Origin of the sequence: Streptomyces sp. Alt3 (assembly GCF_030719215.1) — a bacterium.
GTDB lineage: Bacteria > Actinomycetota > Actinomycetes > Streptomycetales > Streptomycetaceae > Streptomyces > Streptomyces glycanivorans.
Genome location: NZ_CP120983.1, coordinates 6560390 through 6578693 on the forward strand (window position 1 = coordinate 6560390; position 18304 = coordinate 6578693).

The window sequence follows — 18304 nt, forward strand, 5'->3', positions numbered from 1 at the left end:
TCCGGGCCACAAGGGGCCGATCGTACGAAAAGCTGATCCGATCGGGGGATGCGTCCGCCGCGCTCGGCCATGATCGTCCGCACCACTGAACTACGCTCGAAAGGCCCCGACCGGACTTCCGGCGGGCAACCGCGTGCAGCGAAGTGGAGCGTGGCCCGTGACGGATCAGGCGGTGGACACCAACGGCCCGGCCGGAGTGGCGGGGACGGCGGGAGCCAAGGAGCCGCCAGATGTGACGCCACCTCACTTCTTCGGCCGCGAACGCGAGTTGAAAGCTCTCCAGGAGGACATCGAGGGTGCGGGGCTGGACACCCTGGCGGGCCGCAAGGCCGCACGCGCCAGGGTCCTGCTGATCGCCGGACGGCCCGGATCCGGACGCACCGCGCTCGCCTCCGAACTCGCCCGCAGGCTCGCCGAACCCGGCGACCACCCCGACGGGGTCTACCGGGTCGCGCTCACCGAGCCCGGCGGTGAGCGGATCCCCTCGGAACGCACCGCGCGCACGCTCCTGGGCCTGCTCTCCGTCGCCGCCCCGCCCGGAGCCGACGAGGACGAGCTGTCCGAGATGGTCCGCGAGGCGTTCTCCGCACGGCGCGCCCTGATCCTGCTCGACGACGCGGTGGACGCCGAACAGGTCGACCCGCTGCTGCCGGACAATCCCGACTGCCTGGTCGTCGCCACCTCGACCGGTCCTCTCACCGGAATTCCCGGCGTCCGCCCGTGCACCATCGGCGGGCTGGACGCGGGCTCCGCCGTGCAGCTGCTCGCCGGCACCATCGGCCAGGTCCGGATCACCGTGGACCCGCGGACCGCGGAGGCCCTGGCGGAGGAGTGCGGGGGGCAGCCCGCCGCACTGACCCTGGCCGCGGGCTGGCTCGCCGCCCGACCCGGCGCCTCGGTCGCCGATGCCGTCAAGCAGCTGCGCGACCAGCCGGACGACCCCGAACAGCCCTCCGGGGACCGGCCGCTGGCCCGTGCGTTCCGGCTGGTCCACGACTCGCTCCCGTCCGCCGCCGCCGGGATGCTGCGGCTGCTCGCCCTCGCCCCCGCCGGACTGGCCGACGCCCATACCGCCTCCGCGCTGGCCGGGTGCTCGGTCTCGGTCGCCCGGACGACTCTCGACGACTTCGTCCGGTTCGGGCTGCTCAGGACGAACGGCGCCGAACTGCCGCAGTACGAGGTACCCGGCTGCCTCGCCCCGCTGCTCCGGTCGGCTCTGGAGGAGCGGGAACGGCCCGCCGAGATCCAGCTGGCCAGGGCCAGGATGCTGGAGCGGACCGTACGACGGCTCCAGGCCTGCCGGGCGGTCACCGATCCCGAGGACTCCCCGGCCCGCCGCCGGCTCGCGGGCCTGCCTCGCTCGCTGCGCTTCCCGCACCCGGAGTCCGCCGCCGAGTGGCTGCGGATCCGTGAACCCGCCCTGCTGGCCGCCGCCCGGGCGGCGGTGCGCGACGGGGACCTCGACACCCTCGCCCGCCGGCTGGTGGCCGCGCTCGTCCGCGCCCTCGCCGTGCACCGGGGCACCGAGGAGGCCGCCCCCGTCCTGTACGGGCTGCACGGCCTGGTCCTCGATGTGGCGGAACGCCGCGACCTGCCCCGGGAAAAGGCCGCGGCCCTGCTCAACCTGGGCGATCTGGACGCCCGGACCGGCCGTACGAGGGAGGCCCTGGGCCGCTACCGGGCCGCGCTCGACGCCGGGCGCGCGGCGAAGGACCTCTATGCGACCGGCAGGGCGATGGAATCCGCGGGTGGCGCCTACGCGGAGCTCGGGGACTACAACAGGGCCTCCGACTGGTACGGCAGGGCGCTCGCGCAGCGGCTCACGCAGGGCGAGCGGGCCGACGCGGCACGGCTGTACGGGCGGCTCGGAGCCGTCCACACCTACGCCGGTCGCTACGGCGAGGCGCTGCGCGACTGGCGCGCGGCGGCGGCCGGCCACCGCAGGCTCGGGGACCGGCCCGCCCAGGCGCGGGCGCTCAGTGAGGCGGCCCGGGTGCAGGAGTACGCGGGCAGGCCGCAGGAATCGCTCCACACCTGCCGGGAGGCGGTCGACCTGGCGCAGAGGGCGGGCGACGTGCGGCTTCAGGCCGCGCTGGAGCTCAGGCTGGCGGACACCCTGGACCGGCTGGGGGACCAGGCGGCGGCCCGGCTGCACCGGGCGACGGCCGAAAGGCTGCTGGGCGAGGAGGGGTCAGCCTGCGAAATCCGTAGTGCTTCGAGCGAAACTTAATGCTTTGTAAGGCTGGACAGCGGGAACTCCTTCATTAATGATGGCTCTGCCGCACATCGCTGTGGTGTCTCCCCCTATGCTTGGTTAAGGCGGGTATATCCCGTTATGCCCGAGCGACTCTCCGAGCCAAGGACCGTGATCGACGTGAAGGTCGGCATCCCCCGCGAAGTCAAGAACAACGAGTTCCGGGTGGCGATCACCCCTGCCGGAGTGCATGAGCTCGTCCGTCACGGCCACCAGGTCCTCGTCGAGCGGCACGCCGGCGAGGGTTCCTCGATCCCGGACGCGGAGTACGTCGCCGCCGGCGCGCGGATCCTGCCCACCGCCGACGAGGTCTGGGCCGCCGCAGACCTGCTGCTCAAGGTCAAGGAGCCCGTCGCCGAGGAGTACCACCGCCTCCGCAAGGGCCAGACGCTCTTCACCTACCTCCACCTCGCCGCCTCCCGCGAGTGCACGGACGCCCTTCTCGAGTCGGGCACGACCGCCATCGCCTACGAGACCGTCGAGACCGCGACCCGCGCGCTGCCGCTGCTCGCCCCGATGTCCGAGGTCGCCGGCCGTCTCGCCCCCCAGGTCGGCGCGTACCACCTGATGCGCTCGGTCGGCGGGCGCGGTGTGCTCCCCGGCGGCGTCCCCGGCACGGGGTCGGCCAGGGCCGTCGTCATCGGTGGCGGGGTCTCCGGCTGGAACGCCACGCAGATCGCCGTCGGGCTCGGCTTCCACGTGACGCTGCTCGACAAGGACATCAACAAGCTGCGCGAGGCCGACAAGGTCTTCGGTACGAAGGTGCGCACGGTCGTCTCCAACGCCCTGGAGCTGGAGAAGGCCGTCGTCGAGGCCGACCTCGTCGTGGGTGCCGTGCTGATCCCGGGCGCGAAGGCGCCGAAGCTGGTCACCAACGAGCTCGTCGCCAAGATGAAGCCCGGAAGTGTTCTTGTCGACATCGCGATCGACCAGGGAGGCTGCTTCGAGGACTCGCATCCGACGACGCACGCCGAGCCGACCTTCACCGTCCACAACTCGGTCTTCTACTGCGTCGCGAACATGCCGGGCGCGGTGCCGAACACCTCCACCTACGCGCTCACCAACGCCACGCTGCCCTACATCCTGGAGCTCGCGAACCGGGGCTGGGCCGACGCCCTGCGCCGTGACGCCGCGCTCGCCAGGGGTCTCAACACCCATGACGGCCAGGTGGTTTACCGCGAGGTGGCCGAGGCGCACGGTCTCGACCACGTCGAACTGAGCACGCTCATCGGCTGAGCGGTCAACCCTCTCCGTCAACCTCATGCGTCCGGCCGGACCTTGCCCAGCAAGGTCCGGCCGGACGCATGAGGGGCTTCGGTTCAACTCGCCGGAGACGTAACCCTCCACCCGTTTTGCACCCCTGCGAAAGGTGCGCTCAGGGTGCTCCGTGCTCTTGACAGAGCGGTGTTCGATTGCCGACACAACGGGCCGGGTCCGGTGGATTGTGTTGCTGCGAACCGGTGACACGCCATAGAGTCGCCAATCGTCGGCATGGTGCCACGCTGACCTATCGATAAGTTTCCTGGTCACATCCAAGGAGGTAAGACGACTTGTGAATGAGTCGACAATTACTCCCGGGGGTGGTCAACCAGGGATGCCTGCACGGGGTCTGAGCCCGATCGGGCTCGAAGCTGTCGGCTCCGTCGCGGTCCGCACCTTCGCCACCCAACAGCACATGACGACAGCCCCCCAGATGATGGACGGCCTACACGTGAACGCCATGGCCGGCAACGAAAGTGGCCGAGAGACCTCCCACTTCGCCGACTTCGCCGAGGTGCCCGAGGGGCACTTCTACGACCCCGATGCCGAATACGAGCCCGATCCGGAGTACGCGGCCACCCTCGCGCCCGACGCCGCCCGCCAGCGCCGTGAGCGGATCGGCCCGACGGGCCGGCCGCTGCCGTACTTCCCGATCCCCGGTCCGCTGACCGATCACGGCCCCGCCAAGATCATCGCGATGTGCAACCAGAAGGGCGGCGTCGGCAAGACGACGTCGACCATCAACCTGGGCGCCGCGCTCGCGGAGTACGGCCGGCGCGTCCTGCTCGTCGACTTCGACCCGCAGGGAGCCCTGTCCGTCGGCCTCGGGGTCAACCCGATGGAGCTCGACCTCACCGTCTACAACCTGCTCATGGAGCGGGGCATGGCCGCCGACGAGGTCCTGCTGAAGACGGCCGTGCCCAACATGGACCTGCTCCCCAGCAACATCGACCTCTCCGCAGCCGAGGTGCAGCTGGTGAGCGAGGTGGCCCGGGAGTCCACGCTGCAGCGTGCCCTCAAGCCGCTGCTCGCCGACTACGACTACATCGTGATCGACTGTCAGCCCTCCCTCGGCCTGCTCACCGTGAACGCCCTGACGGCGGCTCACAAGGTGATAGTCCCGCTCGAGTGCGAGTTCTTCGCGCTGCGCGGTGTGGCGCTGCTCACCGAGACGATCGAGAAGGTCCAGGAGAGGCTCAACCCCGAGCTGGAGCTGGACGGCATCCTCGCCACCATGTACGACTCCCGCACGGTGCACAGCCGTGAGGTGCTCGCACGCGTCGTCGAGGCCTTCGACGACCACGTCTACCACACCGTCATCGGGCGCACCGTGCGTTTCCCGGAGACCACGGTCGCCGGTGAACCCATCACCACGTACGCGTCGAACTCGGTCGGTGCCGCCGCCTATCGCCAGCTCGCCAGGGAGGTGCTCGCCCGGTGTCACGCCGAGTGAGTCTGCCGGGGGCCGACGAGCTGTTCCGTACCACCGGGGGCATGGGCCTGCAGGCCTCGTCCCCAGCCGAGCGGCGACGCAAGGCGAACGGCGAGGCGCGGGTCCCCGCGCCGGCCGGAGCAAGTGATCCGGCGCCTGACGCCGGAGGCCAGGGCGGAGTGGCGGCCGGCGGTGACGCACCCTCCGGGGCGTCCCAGGAGGAGCACTCGGCGGCGGACGCCGACGGCGGAGGCTCGCGCAACCGCGGCGACGGGGACGACCGGGGCCAGGCCGCAGCCGCCCAGCCCCGTACCCGCGGTACGGCGGCCCCGCAGGAGCCGACCGTCACCGTCCAGCCGCAGCGCGGACGCGGAGGCGGGGGCGGGCGTGGAGCGAACCGCCGGCCCAGCGGCCGGGAGCGCCACGACGAGAAGATCACCGTCTATGTGTCGGCCGAGGAACTGATGGACCTCGAACACGCGCGCCTCGTGCTGCGCGGTGAGCACGGGCTGGCCGTCGACCGCGGGCGCATCGTCCGGGAGGCGGTCGCCGTGGTGCTGGCCGACCTGGAGTCGCGCGGCGACGCGAGCATCCTCGTACGGAGGCTGCGGGGCCGCTGACCGGTGCCGCGCCGGTAGCCTGCCGGGGGAGGGCCGCCGTAGGGGCGGCCCCGCCCCGGGGCCCACCGCCCGCCTCCCGCCGCATCCTTGGACCCCCGCACATGCCGACTCCCGACGACACGCCCCGCCCGACCCGCCGTGCCCTCGGCCACGGACCGGGGACACGGCCTGCGGCGGCTCCTGCGGCCCCCGTGGTTCCCGCCGCTGCTCCCGCGGCCCCTGCGGCCCCGTCCGGGCTCCCGGCGGCCGAGCGGGCCCCGATGGCCCCCACGGCCGTGCCGGACGCCGCTGAGCCCGTCGAGGGCCCTCCCGGAGCGGTCCCTCGGTCCACGGAGGCGGCGGACCCCCGTGAGGCCGCCTCCGATGTCCCTCCCGGAGCGGCCGAGGAGACGGCCGTCGAAGCGGGAGCCGCCGACGACCGGCGGTTCACCGTGCGGCTCGTCAACTTCGAGGGCCCCTTCGACCTGCTCCTCCAGCTGATCTCCAGGCACAAGCTCGATGTGACCGAGGTCGCGCTGTCGAAGGTCACCGACGAGTTCATGGCCCACATCAGGGCCATGGGACCGGACTGGGACCTCGACCAGACCACCGAGTTCCTCGTCGTGGCCGCGACCCTGCTGGACCTGAAGGCCGCCCGGCTCCTGCCCACCGCCGAGGTGGAGGACGAGGCGGACCTCGCCCTCCTGGAGGCGCGGGACCTGCTCTTCGCGCGGCTCCTGCAGTACCGCGCGTACAAGCGGATCGCGGACATCTTCAGCGACCGGCTGGAGTCCGAGTCCCGTCGCCACCCGCGTACCGTCGGGCTCGAACCCCAGCACGCCGAGCTGCTCCCCGAGGTCGTGATCAGCATCGGGCCGGAGGGTTTCGCGCGGCTCGCGGTGAAGGCGATGCAGCCGAAGCCCGAGCCGCAGGTGTACGTCGACCACATCCACGCGCCGCTGGTCAGCGTCCGGGAGCAGGCGGAGATCGTGGTGGCCCGGCTGAGGACCGAGGGGGAGATCAGCTTCCGGGAGCTCACCGAGGACGCGGGGGACACCCTCACGGTCGTCGCCCGCTTCCTGGCGCTCCTGGAGCTCTACCGTGAGAAGGCCGTCGCGCTCGACCAGGAGGAGGCGCTCGGCGACCTCCTGGTGCGCTGGGCGGGGGCGGAGGGCGCCGAACCGGTGGTCACGGACGAGTTCGACCAAGAGGTGCGCGAGCCGGAGGAGGACGTAAAGGCATGAGAACGGACGACGACGGGCGCGAGAGCACGGTCGCCGGGCTCGACCTCAGGCCCGCCCTGGAGGCGGTCCTGATGGTCGTCGACGAGCCCGCGACCGAGGAACACCTCGCCAAGGTCCTCCAGCGGCCCCGCAGGGCCGTCGCGGACGCCCTGCGGGAGCTGGCCGACGAGTACACCGTCCAGCGCCGTGGCTTCGACCTCAGGCTCGTCGCCGGGGGCTGGCGCTTCTACACGCGCCCCGAGTACGCGGAGGCGGTCGAGGGCTTCGTCCTGGACGGCCAGCACGCCCGGCTCACCCAGGCGGCGCTGGAGACACTCGCCGTGGTCGCGTACCGCCAGCCGGTGAGCCGGTCGAGGGTCTCGGCGGTGCGCGGAGTGAACTGCGACGGCGTGATGCGGACCCTGCTCCAGAGGGGTCTCGTCGAGGAGGCGGGCGCGGAACCCGAAACAGGTGCGATCCTGTACAGGACGACGAACTACTTTCTGGAGCGCATGGGCCTGCGAGGCCTGGACGAGCTCCCGGAGCTCGCGCCCTTCCTCCCGGAGGCGGACGCGATCGAGGCTGAGACGCTAGAGGGTGTGCCGTCGTTCGATCCGGACGCACCGGACACCCCGGATACTCACGCAGACGACAAGACGGATTTTTGATGCGAAGCAGTGGCAGGAACAGCGGAAGCGGCAGCGGCGGCAACAGCGGCGGCGGCAGGAGTGGCGGCAACAGCGGTGGCGGCCGGAGCGGCGGCAAGAGCGGCGGCGGCTGGAGCGGCGCCAGGAACAACACCGGCACCGGCAGGAACAGCAACCCGAACCCCCGGGTCTCCGGCTCCGAGCGTGACGACAAGCAGGAGCAGCGCCCCCGCCGGCCCCGCCCCGAGGAGCGCCGCTACGACGTGGGCTCCGACAAGCCGGGCGGCGACGGCGGCCCCCGCAAGGGCCGCGGAGCCGCGGCCCGCGGCGGGGCCAAGGGCGGCCCCAGGCCCGCGCAGAACGTGAGCAAGGGCGGCCGTCGCCAGGGCGCGCCCGCCCGGCCCCGCGAGCTCGACGCCAAGATCGAGCAGCGCAACCGCGACCGTTACGCGGACAAGCCCGAGATCAGGACGCCGAAGACGCACCCGGGCGCCGAGCAGGAGGGCGAGCGTCTGCAGAAGATCCTCGCCCGGGCCGGCATGGGCTCGCGCCGTGCGTGCGAGGAGCTGATCGAGCAGGCCAGAGTCGAGGTGAACGGCGAGATCGTCCTGGAGCAGGGCATGCGGGTCGACCCGCACAAGGACGAGATCAAGGTCGACGGCCTGACCGTCGCGACGCAGTCGCACCTGTTCTTCGCGCTGAACAAGCCCGCCGGTGTCGTCTCCACCATGGGTGACCCGGACGGCCGCCAGAACCTCGGTGACTACGTGAACAACCGCGAGACGCGGCTGTTCCACGTCGGCCGTCTCGACACGGAGACCGAGGGCATCATCCTGCTCACCAACCACGGCGAGCTGGCCCACCGTCTGACGCACCCCAAGTACGGCGTGAAGAAGACCTACCTGGCCGCCATCCAGGGTCCGCTCCCGCGCGACCTCGGCAAGCGGCTCAAGGACGGCATCCAGCTGGAGGACGGGTACGCCCGCGCCGACCACTTCCGGGTCGTCGAGAACACCGGCAAGAACTACCTGGTCGAGGTCACCCTCCACGAGGGCCGCAAGCACATCGTCCGCCGGATGCTGGCCGAGGCGGGCTTCCCCGTCGAGCGCCTCGTGCGGACCTCCTTCGGGCCGATCCCGCTGGGCGACCAGAAGTCGGGCTGGCTGCGCCGCCTGACCAACACCGAGGTGGGCATGCTGATGCGCGAGGTCGGCCTCTAGCCTCCTCCGGTCCCGAACGGCCCGCGGCCGGTTCCTCGTTCTGTTTTTCGAACGGGAACCGGCCGCGGGCCTTTTGCGCGCGCCGATTCTTCTTTATAGTCAGAGTGACCATTAAGAAGGAGAGTGGCGTGACGCTCGCGGACATACTCGACCCCCTGCAACAGCCCCTGGTGACGGTCCTGGACACCCCGGTCAGCTGGACCGAGGTGCTGGGATTCGGCAGCGGTGCGCTGTGCGTCCGGCTCGTGGCCCGCCAGCACCTCGCCAACTGGCCCATCGGCATCGCCAACAACCTCTTCTTCATCCTGCTGTTCACCCAGTCCGGTCTGTACGCCGACGCCGGCCTGCAGATCGTCTTCATCGCCCTCGCCGCGTACGGCTGGTGGACCTGGACCCACGGGGGTGGACCAGGTACCGCGGTCCTGCCGGTGCGGAGCACGACCCGCACCGAATGGACCTGGCTGCTCGCGGCGGGGGCGGCGGGGACCCTCGGCCTGACCCTGCTGCTGTCCCGGGCCACGGACTCGACCGTGCCGTTCTGGGACGCCCTGACCACCTCGCTGTCGCTCATGGCGACGTACGGGCAGTGCCGCAAGCGCGTCGAGTCCTGGTGGCTGTGGATCGCCGCAGACCTGGTCCACATCCCGCTGTACGCCTACAAGGAGCTCTACCTGACGTCCCTGCTGTACCTCGGCTTCCTCGCGCTGTGCCTCCTCGGACTGCGCAGCTGGAGCAGGGACCTCGCGTCGCACCGTCGCGAGGAAGTGGCGGTGCCGGCATGAAGCGCCACGGACACGGCCTGGTACTCGGCAAGTTCTATCCGCCGCACGCCGGCCACCACCACCTCGTCCGCACCGCACGGGACCGCTGCGAGGCACTCACGGTCCTGGTCTGCGCCGCCTCCGTCGAGTCCGTCCCGCTCGCCGACCGGGTCGCCTGGATGAGGGAGGCCCACCCCGACGTCCGGGTGGTGGGTGCGGTCGACGACATCCCCATGGACCTCCACGACGCCGCGATCTGGGACGCCCACATGGAGGTGTTCACCACGGCCGTCCCCGAGCGGGTCGACGCCGTCTTCACCTCGGAGTCGTACGGCGGGGAGCTGGCCCGCCGCTTCGGCGCGGAGTCCGTCCTCGTCGACCCCGGCCGCACCCTCTTCCCCGTCTCCGGCACCGCCGTCCGCGCCGACCCCGCCGGGTGCTGGGACTACCTGGAGCCCCCCGTGCGGGCCGCTCTCGCCCGCCGCGTGGTCGTCCTGGGCGCCGAGTCGACCGGCACCACGACCCTGGCCAGGGCGCTGACCGAGCACTACCGCCGGCGCGGCGGCGTCTGGGCGCGGACCCTGTGCGTCGACGAGTACGGAAGGGAGTTCAGCGAGCGGAAGCTGGCGGACCTGCGCAGCCGGTGGCCCGGTGCGCAGTGGGAGGACGTCTCCTTCACCACCGACGACTTCCCCATCGTCGCCGAGACCCAGAACGCCAGGGAGGAGGCCGCCGCCCGGACCGGCTCCCCACTGCTCCTGTGCGACACCGACTCCTTCGCCACCACCGTCTGGCACGAGCGCTACATCGGCGGCCGCAACCCGCTCGTCGAGAAGACCGCCGACCGGCTCACCCACCACCTGTGGCTGCTCACCGACCACGAGGGCGTCGCCTTCGAGGACGACGGGCTGCGCGACGGCGAGGAACTGCGGCCCTGGATGACGGACCGCTTCCGCGCCGAACTCACCCGCACGGGACGCCGGTTCGTGGAGATCACCGGCTCGCACAGCGAGCGCCTCGACGCGGCGGTCGCCGCCGTGGACGAACTCCTCGCCACCGGGTGGCACTTCACCGCACCCCTGCCGGAGAAACGATGAGCACCGCCCCCGAGGGGTACGACCCCCACGCCTTCTTCCCCTTCGCCGTCACCGTCGACCTCGCCGTGTTCACGGTCCGCGACGCACGGCTCCACGTGCTGCTCGTGGAGCGGGGGCAGGCGCCCTACAAGGGGCACTGGGCCCTGCCCGGCGGCTTCGTCCTCCCCCGGGAGTCCGCCGAGGACGCCGCCCGCCGCGAGCTCGCCGAGGAGACCGGCCTCACCCAGAAGTCCGTGTGCGGCTTCCACCTGGAACAGCTCCGCACCTACACCGACCCGGACCGCGACCCCAGGATGCGGGTCGTCTCCGTCGCGTACGCCGCGCTCGTGCCTGACCTCCCCGAACCCCGGGGCGGCGGGGACGCGGCCCACGCGCGGTGGTGGGAGGCGGACGGCACCGGGCCGCTCGCCTTCGACCACGACCGCATCCTGGCCGACGCGCACGACCGGATCGGCGCCAGGCTCGAATACTCCTGCCTGGCCACCGCGTTCTGCCCCGCCGAGTTCACCCTCGGCGAGCTCCAGCAGGTCTACGAGACCGTCTGGGGCGTGGAGCTGGACCGGCCCAACTTCCGGCGCAAGGTCCTCACCACGCCCGGCTTCGTGCAGGCCGTGGACGGACCGCCGCGCCGCACCGGCGGACGGGGAAAACCCGCCGCGCTCTACCGGGCGGGTGCAGCCACCGCCCTTCATCCACCACTGCTGCGCCCGGAAGGACGCCCCGAAGGACGGACATCATGATCCCGACACGGATTCTCACCAAACAGGCCGCCACCGGCGCGCTGACCGGGCTCGCGCTCGGTGACGCGCTGGGCTTCCCCACCGAGTTCAACAACGTCCCCGCGATCCTCGCGAAGTGCGGGCCCTGGCGCGGCATGCAGCTGCCGAAGCCCGCGTTCGTCAGCGACGACACCCAGATGACCCTCGCCCTGGGGCGTGGCATACGCACCGCCATGGACCGGGGCCTGCTCACCCCGCTGCGGCTGGTGCGCCCCGTCCGTGAGGAGTTCGTCGACTGGTTCCACTCACCGGACAACAACCGCGCGCCCGGCCGCACCTGCATGACCGCCTGCCGTCTGCTCGACAGCGACCGTCCCTGGCAGGAAGCCAGCCAGACCGGCTCCAAGGGCTGCGGAGCGAACATGCGGGTCGCACCCGTCGGCCTCGTGCCGGGCCTCAGCGAGGAACAGCGGGCCGGCGCCGCCCAGCTCCAGGCCGCGCTGACCCACGGCCACCCCACCGCACTGGCCGCCTCCGACCTGATGGCCCGCGCCGTGTTCCTGCTGGCCCAGGGGGCGGAACCGATGGGACTGGTCGGTCAGTTGCGGAGCTACGCCTACGAGAACGGCAGCCGTTACCCGGAGCGCTGGCTCGGCGACCTCTGGCGGTACGCGGGCGACCCCTCGCCCGAGGCCTACATCCGGCGCGGCTGGGACGAGTGCCTCACCGCCCTCGCCCGGGTCCAGGACGCCCTGCGCGCCCCGTCGCCCGAGACCGACCCCTGCGAGGCGACCGGCGACGGCTGGATCGCCGAGGACGCCCTCGCCACCGCCCTGCACTGCTTCCTCCTCTTCCCCGAGGAGCCCGTCACCGCCCTGCGCCGGGCCGCCTGCACCCGGGGCGACTCCGACTCCCTCGCCTGCCTCACCGGGGCGCTGGCGGGAGCCCACCTGGAGCCGGCGCCTGGCCCAAGGAGTGGTCGGAACGCATCGAGTACCGCAGCGACCTGCTCTCTCTCGCCGCGCTCTGGGACGCTTGAGCCATGTACAACGACACGCTCCTGCGACGGGCCGGGCTGCCGGTCACCGACCTGACCCCGGTGCTCGCCGAGGAGCCCTGCCCGCTCCTGTTCGCCACGGTCTCGGGCGCCCACCTGTACGGCTTCCCCTCGCGGGACTCGGACGTGGACCTGCGGGGGGTCCACGTCCTGCCCGCGGAGGATCTCGTCGGTCTCCGGACGCCGGAGGAGACACGGTCACGGATGTGGGACCACGAGGGGACCGAGATGGACCTCGTCACCCACGACCTCCGCAAGTTCGTCCGCCTCATGCTGAAACCCAACGGCTACGTGCTGGAGCAGCTGCTGTCCCCGCTGGTGGTACACACCACGCCGCTGCACGCCGAACTCGCCGCACTGGCACCGTCGGTGGTGACCCGCAACCATGCCCACCACTACCGGGGCTTCGCGGGTACGCAGTGGCGGCTGTTCGAGAGGACCGGCGAGCTGAAGCCCCTCCTCTACACGTTCCGCGCGCTACTCACCGGCATCCGTCTGATGCGCACCGGCGCGCTGGTCGCGCATCTGCCGACCCTGCTGGACGAGGTGGCCGCGCCGGCCTACCTGCCCGCGCTGATCGAGGCGAAGGCGGAGGCGGAGCACGGGGCGGCGCACCTCGCGGACGGCGAGGCCGTCGCCCGTGACGTCCGGGCGCTCCACACGGTGCTGGACGAGGCGCAGACCGCGTCACGGCTCGACGAGGCGCCCTCGGGCTTCGACGCCCTGCACGATCTGGTGGTTCACGCGCGGCTGGGGGTGCCCGCCACTCCCTGAAGGGCGCCCGCCGCCGACGCCCGCCGGGCCCGGACCAGGAAGTCCTCCACGCGCTCCCGGTCCGGCTCCGGCGGCAGCGGGGAGCGGGCGGCGGCCTCGTCGTTCTCCTCGGCCAGGCGCGTCATCCGGCGTTCCACCTCGTTCCACGGCACCTCGCCCCGCTTCACCGCCAGCAGGTCCTCGCGCGCCTCCCCGACGTCGATCCGCAGCTCGCCCGTCCTCAGCAGGTCCCGGCAGGACGAGAGCAGCCGCAGCAGGTGCATGGCGTGCTTCCAGCGCGGAGCGCCGTGCACACGGACATCGGCCTCCAGTTTCCGCCGCTGCCCCAGGGCGTAGCGCACGAACGTCTCGTGGGCCCTGCGGGACAGGAAGGCCGAGCGCAGGGCGACCAGTTCCCGGCCCGTGGCGTCGATCCGTTCCACGAGCGGCGAGTGCAGGCACTCCAGCACATTGGGGTTCGCCCGCAGCGCCAGCTCGCAGAAGCGCTCCAGCTCCCAGGAGAACTGCTCGTCGGCCGGTCCCTCCACATGGGACGGCGGTTTGCCGAACCCCCAGAACAGAGGGGTGGGCGCGAGGAACACCCCGCGCCGGTCCGTGTCGCTGCCGTCCGTGGCCAGACCGAAGGCGCGGGAGCCCATCACGCACGAGTAGACGGTGTGCTCCCGCACGAGCCGCGCGCCGTCAGGAGTGATCATGCGCGGCAGCGTACGCGCCCTACCCGAGCCGGATGCCGCCGCCCGCGACGGTGATCCGCTCGGCGGGCAGCGGCTTCGTCGCCGGGCCCCGCTCCACCGCGCCGTCCTCGACGGCGAACCGGCTGCCGTGGCACGCGCAGTCGATGGTGCCGTCCGCCACCGTGGAGACGATGCAGCCGGCATGGGTGCACACCGCCGAGAACGCCTTGAACTCACCGGCCTCCGGCTGCGTCACCACGATCTTGCGGTCCTTGAAGATCGCGCCGCCGCCGACCGGGATGTCGGACGTCCTGGCCAGCTCCCCGTCCCCGGCCGGAGGAGCGGAGCTCTCGTCGCCGCCACCGCCGCCGTCCCCGGACGAGCCGCAGCCCGTCACCAGTGCGGCGGTCCCCGCGGCCAGGACCGTCCTCCGCCGTGCGTGCATGACTCTCCTCAGGTGGTCGATGGTCGCCGAAGGGCATCGTCGCGCCCCCGCGGGCAGGGGCGAAGGAACCGGGGCGGGTGGCGGCCGACATATTTCCTGTACAGTCGTCCAGAAAATATCGCAGCAGGAGGCCATGCCATGCAGACCGCAGCCCACGCGTCGGTCGCGCTCGTCGCGCTGATCCACGTCTACTTCCTGGTCCTCGAGATGTTCCTGTGGGACACCCCGCGTGGCCGCGCGGCGTTCGGCACCACCGAGGAGTTCGCCGCGCGGAGCGCCACGCTCGCGGCCAACCAGGGGCTCTACAACGGCTTCATGGCGGCCGGGCTGATCTGGGGCCTGATCGCCGGCGACCCCGTCGGTCACCAGGCCCAGATCTTCTTCCTGAGCTGTCTGGTGGTCGCGGGTGTGTACGGGGCGGTCACCGTCAGCCGCAAGATCCTGTACGTCCAGGCGGCGCCCGCCGCGCTCGCCCTGGCCCTCGTGCTCGCGGCGGGCTGAGCCCATGACGCCCGCGGTGACCGACGGCAGTCGTGACCCGAGGACCGCGCGCACCCGCGCCCGGCTGAGGGCCGCACTGCTGGAGGCGTGCGAGGAGCAGCCGCCGGACCGGGTCGCCGTCGCCGAGGTGGTGCGCCGGGCGGGCGTGGGACGGGCCACCTTCTACCTGCACTACGACGATCTGCACGCCCTCGCCCTGGACGCCTGCGCGGAGGTCGTACGCGAGGCGGTCGAGGCCCTGCACGCCTGGGACCGTACGCCGCCCGGCCCCGAGGCCCCGCCGGAGGAACTCGTCACCCTGCTCCGTGAGGTCCGTGCCGGGGCCGTCGTGTACCGGAGCCTGCTGGGGCCCGGTGGCGGGCCGCTCGGCGAGCTGCTCCACCGGGAACTGCGCGGCCGGAGCCTCGACGAGCTCCACCGCCGGCGGCCCGCCGGAAGCGGCCACGACCTGACCGCGAGCGCCGTGGCCGGACTGTTCACCGGCGTGCTCACCGACTGGGTGCACGGCCGGACCGACGCCTCGCCGGAGCAGCTCGCCGGGCAGGTCTGGCGCATGCTCCTCGCCGTGCACACAGCCTCCGCGTCTCACGGACAGAGCGCGGTGACCGGCGGCGCCGCCGCACCTCTAGGCTGAAAGGGCACGCAGCACGAGGCGACAAGGGGAACGACGTGGCGGTACGAGCAGTCCGTGGAGCCGTCCAGCTCGAACGGGACGAAGCAGGACACATGGACGAGCGGGTGAGCGAGCTCCTCACCGCGGTCCTGGAGCGCAACCAGCTCGTCGCCGACGACCTGATCAGTGTCTGGTTCACCGCAACCCCCGACCTGCACAGTGATTTCCCGGCGGCCGCCGCCCGGGGCCTGGGCATCGTCGACGTACCGCTGATCTGTGCCCAGGAGCTCGACATCACGGGAGCCATGCCCCGGGTGGTCCGGATAATGGCCCACGTCGAGACGTACCTCTCCAAGGCGGAGATCAGCCACGTCTACCTCGGCGCCACCGGCGCCCTCCGCAAGGACATCGCCCAGTGAGAACAGCCCTCGTGATCGGAACCGGCCTGGTCGGCACCTCCGCGGCCCTCGCCCTCGCCGGGCGCGGGGTCCAGGTGCACCTCGTCGACCGCGATCCGTCCTCCGCGCACACCGCCGCCGCGCTGGGCGCCGGCACGGCGGAGGCACCCGAGGGGACCGTCGACCTGGCGGTCGTCGCCGTGCCGCCCGCCCACACCGCGTCGGTGCTCGCCACGGCCATGCGCGACGGGGTCGCCCGGGCCTACCTCGACGTCGCGAGCGTCAAGGGCGGGCCGCGCCGTGAGCTGGAGTCGCTCGGCGTCGACCTCACGCCGTACATCGGCACGCACCCCATGGCCGGCAAGGAACGCTCGGGCCCGCTCGCGGCCACCGCCGACCTCTTCGAGGGCCGCCCCTGGGTCCTCACGCCGACCCGGGAGACCGACACCGAGGTCCTCAACCTCGCCCTGGAACTGGTCGCGCTCTGCCGGGCCGTCCCGGTCGTCATGGACGCCGACGCCCACGACCGGGCCGTCGCCCTGGTCTCCCACACCCCGCAGCTGATCTCCTCGATGGTCGCCGCCCGGCTGGAGGAGGCCGACGAGACCGCCGTACGCCTGTGCGGCCAGGGGATCAGGGACGTCACCCGCATCGCGGCCTCCGACCCCCGGATGTGGGTGGAGATCCTCTCCGCCAACCCCGGACCGGTCGCCGACGTGCTCGCCGGCGTCGCCGCAGACCTGGACGAGACGGTCCGGGCGCTGCGCGGCCTGCAGTCCGCCGACGAGGACAAGCGCCGTACCGGCACGGAGGGCATCGAGGACGTCCTGCGGCGCGGCAACGCGGGCCGGGTCCGGGTCCCCGGCAAGCACGGCGCCGCCCCGGCGGCGTACGAGATCGTCGCCGTGCTCATCAGCGACCGGCCCGGCGAGCTCGCGGCGATCTTCGCCGACGCGGGGCGGGCGGGCGTCAACATCGAGGACGTACGCATCGAGCACGCCACCGGTCAGCAGGCCGGACTCGTCCAGCTGATGGTCGAGCCCAGCGCCGCCGCCGGGCTGAGCGCGTCCCTCGCCGAACGCGGCTGGTCGATCCGCCCGTGACGGGCCCGGGGACGGCCCGGAGGCAGGGGTACAAAGCCGCTTCGCGCACTCGGTAACCTTGGGGGAGGCCGTCCCGTGGCCCGCTCCGCCCGTCCCCGTGTACCAGGAAGGTGTCCACCACCGTGGAAACCGTAAGCGCCGCCGCCCGGACCGCCCCGGCCGCAGTGATCGTCGCCATCGACGGCCCCTCCGGCACCGGCAAGTCGAGCACCTCCAAGGCCGTCGCCGCGCAGCTCGGCCTGAGCTACCTGGACACCGGCGCGCAGTATCGGGCCATCACGTGGTGGATGCTGAACAACGGCATCGACGTGGCGAACGCGGCGGAGATCGCCACGGCCGCCGCCAAGCCGGTCATCGTCTCCGGCACGGACCCGTCCGCCCCGACGATCACCGTCGACGGCGAGGACGCCTCCGGTCCGATCCGCACCCAGGAGGTCACCTCCAAGGTCAGCGCCGTCAGCGCCGTGCCCGAGGTGCGTGCCCTGATCACGGAGCTCCAGCGCACCATTGCCACGGAGGCGGAGCGGGGCATCGTCGTCGAGGGCCGGGACATCGGCACGACCGTGCTGCCCGACGCCGACATCAAGATCTTCCTGACCGCCTCCCCGGAGGCGCGCGCGGCCCGCCGCAGCGGCGAGGTCAAGGGATCCGACCTCGCCGCGACCAGGGAGGCGCTGATCAAGCGGGACGCCGCCGACTCCGGTCGCAAGACCTCGCCGCTGGCCAAGGCCGGGGACGCCGTCGAGGTGGACACCACCGACCTGACCCTCGCGCAGGTCATCGAGTGCGTCGTCACCCTCGTCGGGGAGAAGCAGGCCGCGAAGTGACGGGAGCCACCGCCGCGCCGACGCTGCGCGGAGCGGCCGTCGGACGCGGTATCGGCATCGGGCTCATGTACGGGCTGTTCAAGCCCCGTGTGCTCGGTGCGTGGCGCGTCCCCACCACGGGACCCGTCATACTCGCGGTGAACCACGCGCACAACCTCGACGGACCGATGCTGATGGGCACCGCGCCCCGGCCCGTCCACTTCCTGATCAAGAAGGAGGCGTTCGTCGGCCCCCTCGACCCGTTCCTGCGCGGAATCGGGCAGCTGAAGGTGGACCGTACGACCGTCGACCGCAACGCCATCACGCAGGCACTCGGCGTGCTGGACGACGGCGGGGTCCTCGGCATCTTCCCCGAGGGCACCAGGGGCGAGGGCGACTTCGCCTCCCTGCGCGCGGGGCTGGCGTACTTCGCGGTGCGCGGCGGGGCGCCGATCGTCCCCGTCGCGGTCCTGGGAAGCACCGAGCGCCGTGGACGGTTGATATCGGCACTGCCTCCGCTGCGTAGCCGGGTCGACGTCGTCTTCGGAGACGCCTTCCAGGCCGGTGACGGCAGCGGGCGGCGGACCAGGAAAGCGCTGGACGAGGCGACGCTGCGCATCCAGGGTGAGCTGACCGCTCACCTGGGGAACGCCAGGCGTCTCACCGGACGCCTGTGACACTTGAGTAGTGGGCCGCGCGATCGTGGCCCATCGATGATGAT

General features: G+C 72.2%; 19 protein-coding genes and 1 pseudogene. 18 read left to right on the forward strand and 2 right to left on the reverse strand.

Going from position 1 to position 18304, the window contains the following annotated elements; genetic code table 11:
- Nucleotides 1–157 precede the first annotated feature (157 nt).
- From P8A20_RS28990 to P8A20_RS29045, 12 genes and pseudogenes are all read left to right on the forward strand, one after another.
- The gene (locus tag P8A20_RS28990) at nt 158–2230 is read left to right on the forward strand and encodes a tetratricopeptide repeat protein (RefSeq protein WP_306104511.1); all 2073 of its coding nucleotides are present in this window, start codon (nt 158–160) and stop codon (nt 2228–2230) included.
- Between the two features lie 144 nt (nt 2231–2374).
- Nucleotides 2375–3490, forward strand: coding sequence for an alanine dehydrogenase (gene ald / locus P8A20_RS28995; protein ID WP_147962743.1), 1116 nt, complete (start codon nt 2375–2377; stop codon nt 3488–3490).
- A 358-nt stretch (nt 3491–3848) separates the two neighbouring features.
- Entirely contained in the window at nt 3849–4967 is a 1119-nt protein-coding gene (locus tag P8A20_RS29000; protein ID WP_014157057.1) for a ParA family protein, read from the forward strand.
- A complete protein-coding gene (locus tag P8A20_RS29005; protein WP_306104512.1) occupies nt 4952–5566 on the forward strand; it encodes a hypothetical protein in 615 nt (204 codons plus the stop codon). Before P8A20_RS29000 ends, P8A20_RS29005 begins: the two co-directional genes overlap by 16 nt.
- Nucleotides 5567–5667: 101 nt before the next feature.
- Complete coding sequence (locus P8A20_RS29010; protein WP_306104513.1) at nt 5668–6789, forward strand: segregation and condensation protein A; 1122 nt, start codon at nt 5668–5670, stop codon at nt 6787–6789.
- On the forward strand, nt 6786–7436 hold the full coding sequence (scpB, locus tag P8A20_RS29015) for an SMC-Scp complex subunit ScpB (RefSeq protein WP_147962097.1): 651 nt from the start codon (nt 6786–6788) through the stop codon (nt 7434–7436). Before P8A20_RS29010 ends, scpB begins: the two co-directional genes overlap by 4 nt.
- The gene (locus P8A20_RS29020) at nt 7436–8635 is read left to right on the forward strand and encodes a pseudouridine synthase (protein WP_147962098.1); all 1200 of its coding nucleotides are present in this window, start codon (nt 7436–7438) and stop codon (nt 8633–8635) included. Before scpB ends, P8A20_RS29020 begins: the two co-directional genes overlap by 1 nt.
- A gap of 128 nt (nt 8636–8763) precedes the next feature.
- Nucleotides 8764–9417: a nicotinamide riboside transporter PnuC gene (pnuC, locus tag P8A20_RS29025; protein WP_147962099.1), complete on the forward strand. Its 654-nt coding sequence runs from the start codon at nt 8764–8766 to the stop codon at nt 9415–9417.
- Nucleotides 9414–10493, forward strand: coding sequence for an AAA family ATPase (locus tag P8A20_RS29030; protein ID WP_147962100.1), 1080 nt, complete (start codon nt 9414–9416; stop codon nt 10491–10493). Before pnuC ends, P8A20_RS29030 begins: the two co-directional genes overlap by 4 nt.
- Nucleotides 10490–11233, forward strand: a complete 744-nt coding sequence (locus tag P8A20_RS29035) for an NUDIX hydrolase (RefSeq protein ID WP_147962101.1) — start codon at nt 10490–10492, stop codon at nt 11231–11233. The genes P8A20_RS29030 and P8A20_RS29035 overlap by 4 nt, the downstream gene beginning before the upstream one ends.
- A pseudogene (locus tag P8A20_RS29040) lies at nt 11230–12251 on the forward strand (ADP-ribosylglycohydrolase family protein). The gene P8A20_RS29035 and the pseudogene P8A20_RS29040 overlap by 4 nt, the downstream one beginning before the upstream one ends.
- 3 nt (nt 12252–12254) lie before the next feature.
- Nucleotides 12255–13043, forward strand: coding sequence for a nucleotidyltransferase domain-containing protein (locus P8A20_RS29045; protein WP_306104514.1), 789 nt, complete (start codon nt 12255–12257; stop codon nt 13041–13043).
- Here the strand turns inward: P8A20_RS29045 and P8A20_RS29050 are convergent.
- Nucleotides 13010–13738: a nucleotidyltransferase domain-containing protein gene (locus tag P8A20_RS29050; protein WP_147962104.1), complete on the reverse strand. Its 729-nt coding sequence runs from the start codon at nt 13736–13738 to the stop codon at nt 13010–13012. The two genes, P8A20_RS29045 and P8A20_RS29050, sit on opposite strands and share 34 nt — an antisense overlap.
- Before the next feature lie 19 nt (nt 13739–13757).
- Nucleotides 13758–14162 carry a Rieske (2Fe-2S) protein gene (locus tag P8A20_RS29055; protein ID WP_147962105.1) on the reverse strand — a complete coding sequence of 135 codons (405 nt, stop codon included), beginning with the start codon at nt 14160–14162 and terminating at the stop codon, nt 13758–13760.
- Nucleotides 14163–14300: 138 nt separating this feature from the next.
- Between P8A20_RS29055 and P8A20_RS29060 the strand changes: the two genes are divergently transcribed.
- The 6 genes from P8A20_RS29060 (at nt 14301) to P8A20_RS29085 (ending at nt 18260) form a co-directional block, all read left to right on the forward strand.
- The gene (locus tag P8A20_RS29060; RefSeq protein WP_147962106.1) at nt 14301–14663 is read left to right on the forward strand and encodes a DUF1304 domain-containing protein; all 363 of its coding nucleotides are present in this window, start codon (nt 14301–14303) and stop codon (nt 14661–14663) included.
- A 4-nt stretch (nt 14664–14667) separates the two neighbouring features.
- Complete coding sequence (locus tag P8A20_RS29065) at nt 14668–15297, forward strand: TetR/AcrR family transcriptional regulator (RefSeq protein ID WP_147962107.1); 630 nt, start codon at nt 14668–14670, stop codon at nt 15295–15297.
- A 35-nt stretch (nt 15298–15332) separates the two neighbouring features.
- Entirely contained in the window at nt 15333–15695 is a 363-nt protein-coding gene (gene aroH, locus P8A20_RS29070; RefSeq protein ID WP_147962108.1) for a chorismate mutase, read from the forward strand.
- Nucleotides 15692–16777 carry a prephenate dehydrogenase gene (locus P8A20_RS29075; RefSeq protein WP_147962109.1) on the forward strand — a complete coding sequence of 362 codons (1086 nt, stop codon included), beginning with the start codon at nt 15692–15694 and terminating at the stop codon, nt 16775–16777. Before aroH ends, P8A20_RS29075 begins: the two co-directional genes overlap by 4 nt.
- A gap of 110 nt (nt 16778–16887) precedes the next feature.
- Nucleotides 16888–17604, forward strand: coding sequence for a (d)CMP kinase (gene cmk, locus P8A20_RS29080; protein ID WP_147962110.1), 717 nt, complete (start codon nt 16888–16890; stop codon nt 17602–17604).
- On the forward strand, nt 17601–18260 hold the full coding sequence (locus P8A20_RS29085) for a lysophospholipid acyltransferase family protein (protein ID WP_147962111.1): 660 nt from the start codon (nt 17601–17603) through the stop codon (nt 18258–18260). The genes cmk and P8A20_RS29085 overlap by 4 nt, the downstream gene beginning before the upstream one ends.
- Nucleotides 18261–18304 lie beyond the last annotated feature (44 nt).

What these genes read in the sequence shown, in the direction of transcription:
- P8A20_RS29000 (WP_014157057.1), top strand. Translation starts at nt 3,849, where the DNA reads ATGCCTGCACGGGGTCTGAGCCCGATCGGGCTCGAAGCTGTCGGCTCC.
- P8A20_RS29010 (WP_306104513.1), top strand. Translation starts at nt 5,668, where the DNA reads ATGCCGACTCCCGACGACACGCCCCGCCCGACCCGCCGTGCCCTCGGC.
- scpB (WP_147962097.1), top strand. Translation starts at nt 6,786, where the DNA reads ATGAGAACGGACGACGACGGGCGCGAGAGCACGGTCGCCGGGCTCGAC.
- P8A20_RS29020 (WP_147962098.1), top strand. Translation starts at nt 7,436, where the DNA reads ATGCGAAGCAGTGGCAGGAACAGCGGAAGCGGCAGCGGCGGCAACAGC.
- P8A20_RS29030 (WP_147962100.1), top strand. Translation starts at nt 9,414, where the DNA reads ATGAAGCGCCACGGACACGGCCTGGTACTCGGCAAGTTCTATCCGCCG.
- P8A20_RS29035 (WP_147962101.1), top strand. Translation starts at nt 10,490, where the DNA reads ATGAGCACCGCCCCCGAGGGGTACGACCCCCACGCCTTCTTCCCCTTC.
- P8A20_RS29045 (WP_306104514.1), top strand. Translation starts at nt 12,255, where the DNA reads ATGTACAACGACACGCTCCTGCGACGGGCCGGGCTGCCGGTCACCGAC.
- P8A20_RS29050 (WP_147962104.1), bottom strand. Translation starts at nt 13,738, where the DNA reads ATGATCACTCCTGACGGCGCGCGGCTCGTGCGGGAGCACACCGTCTAC.
- P8A20_RS29055 (WP_147962105.1), bottom strand. Translation starts at nt 14,162, where the DNA reads ATGCACGCACGGCGGAGGACGGTCCTGGCCGCGGGGACCGCCGCACTG.
- P8A20_RS29060 (WP_147962106.1), top strand. Translation starts at nt 14,301, where the DNA reads ATGCAGACCGCAGCCCACGCGTCGGTCGCGCTCGTCGCGCTGATCCAC.
- P8A20_RS29065 (WP_147962107.1), top strand. Translation starts at nt 14,668, where the DNA reads ATGACGCCCGCGGTGACCGACGGCAGTCGTGACCCGAGGACCGCGCGC.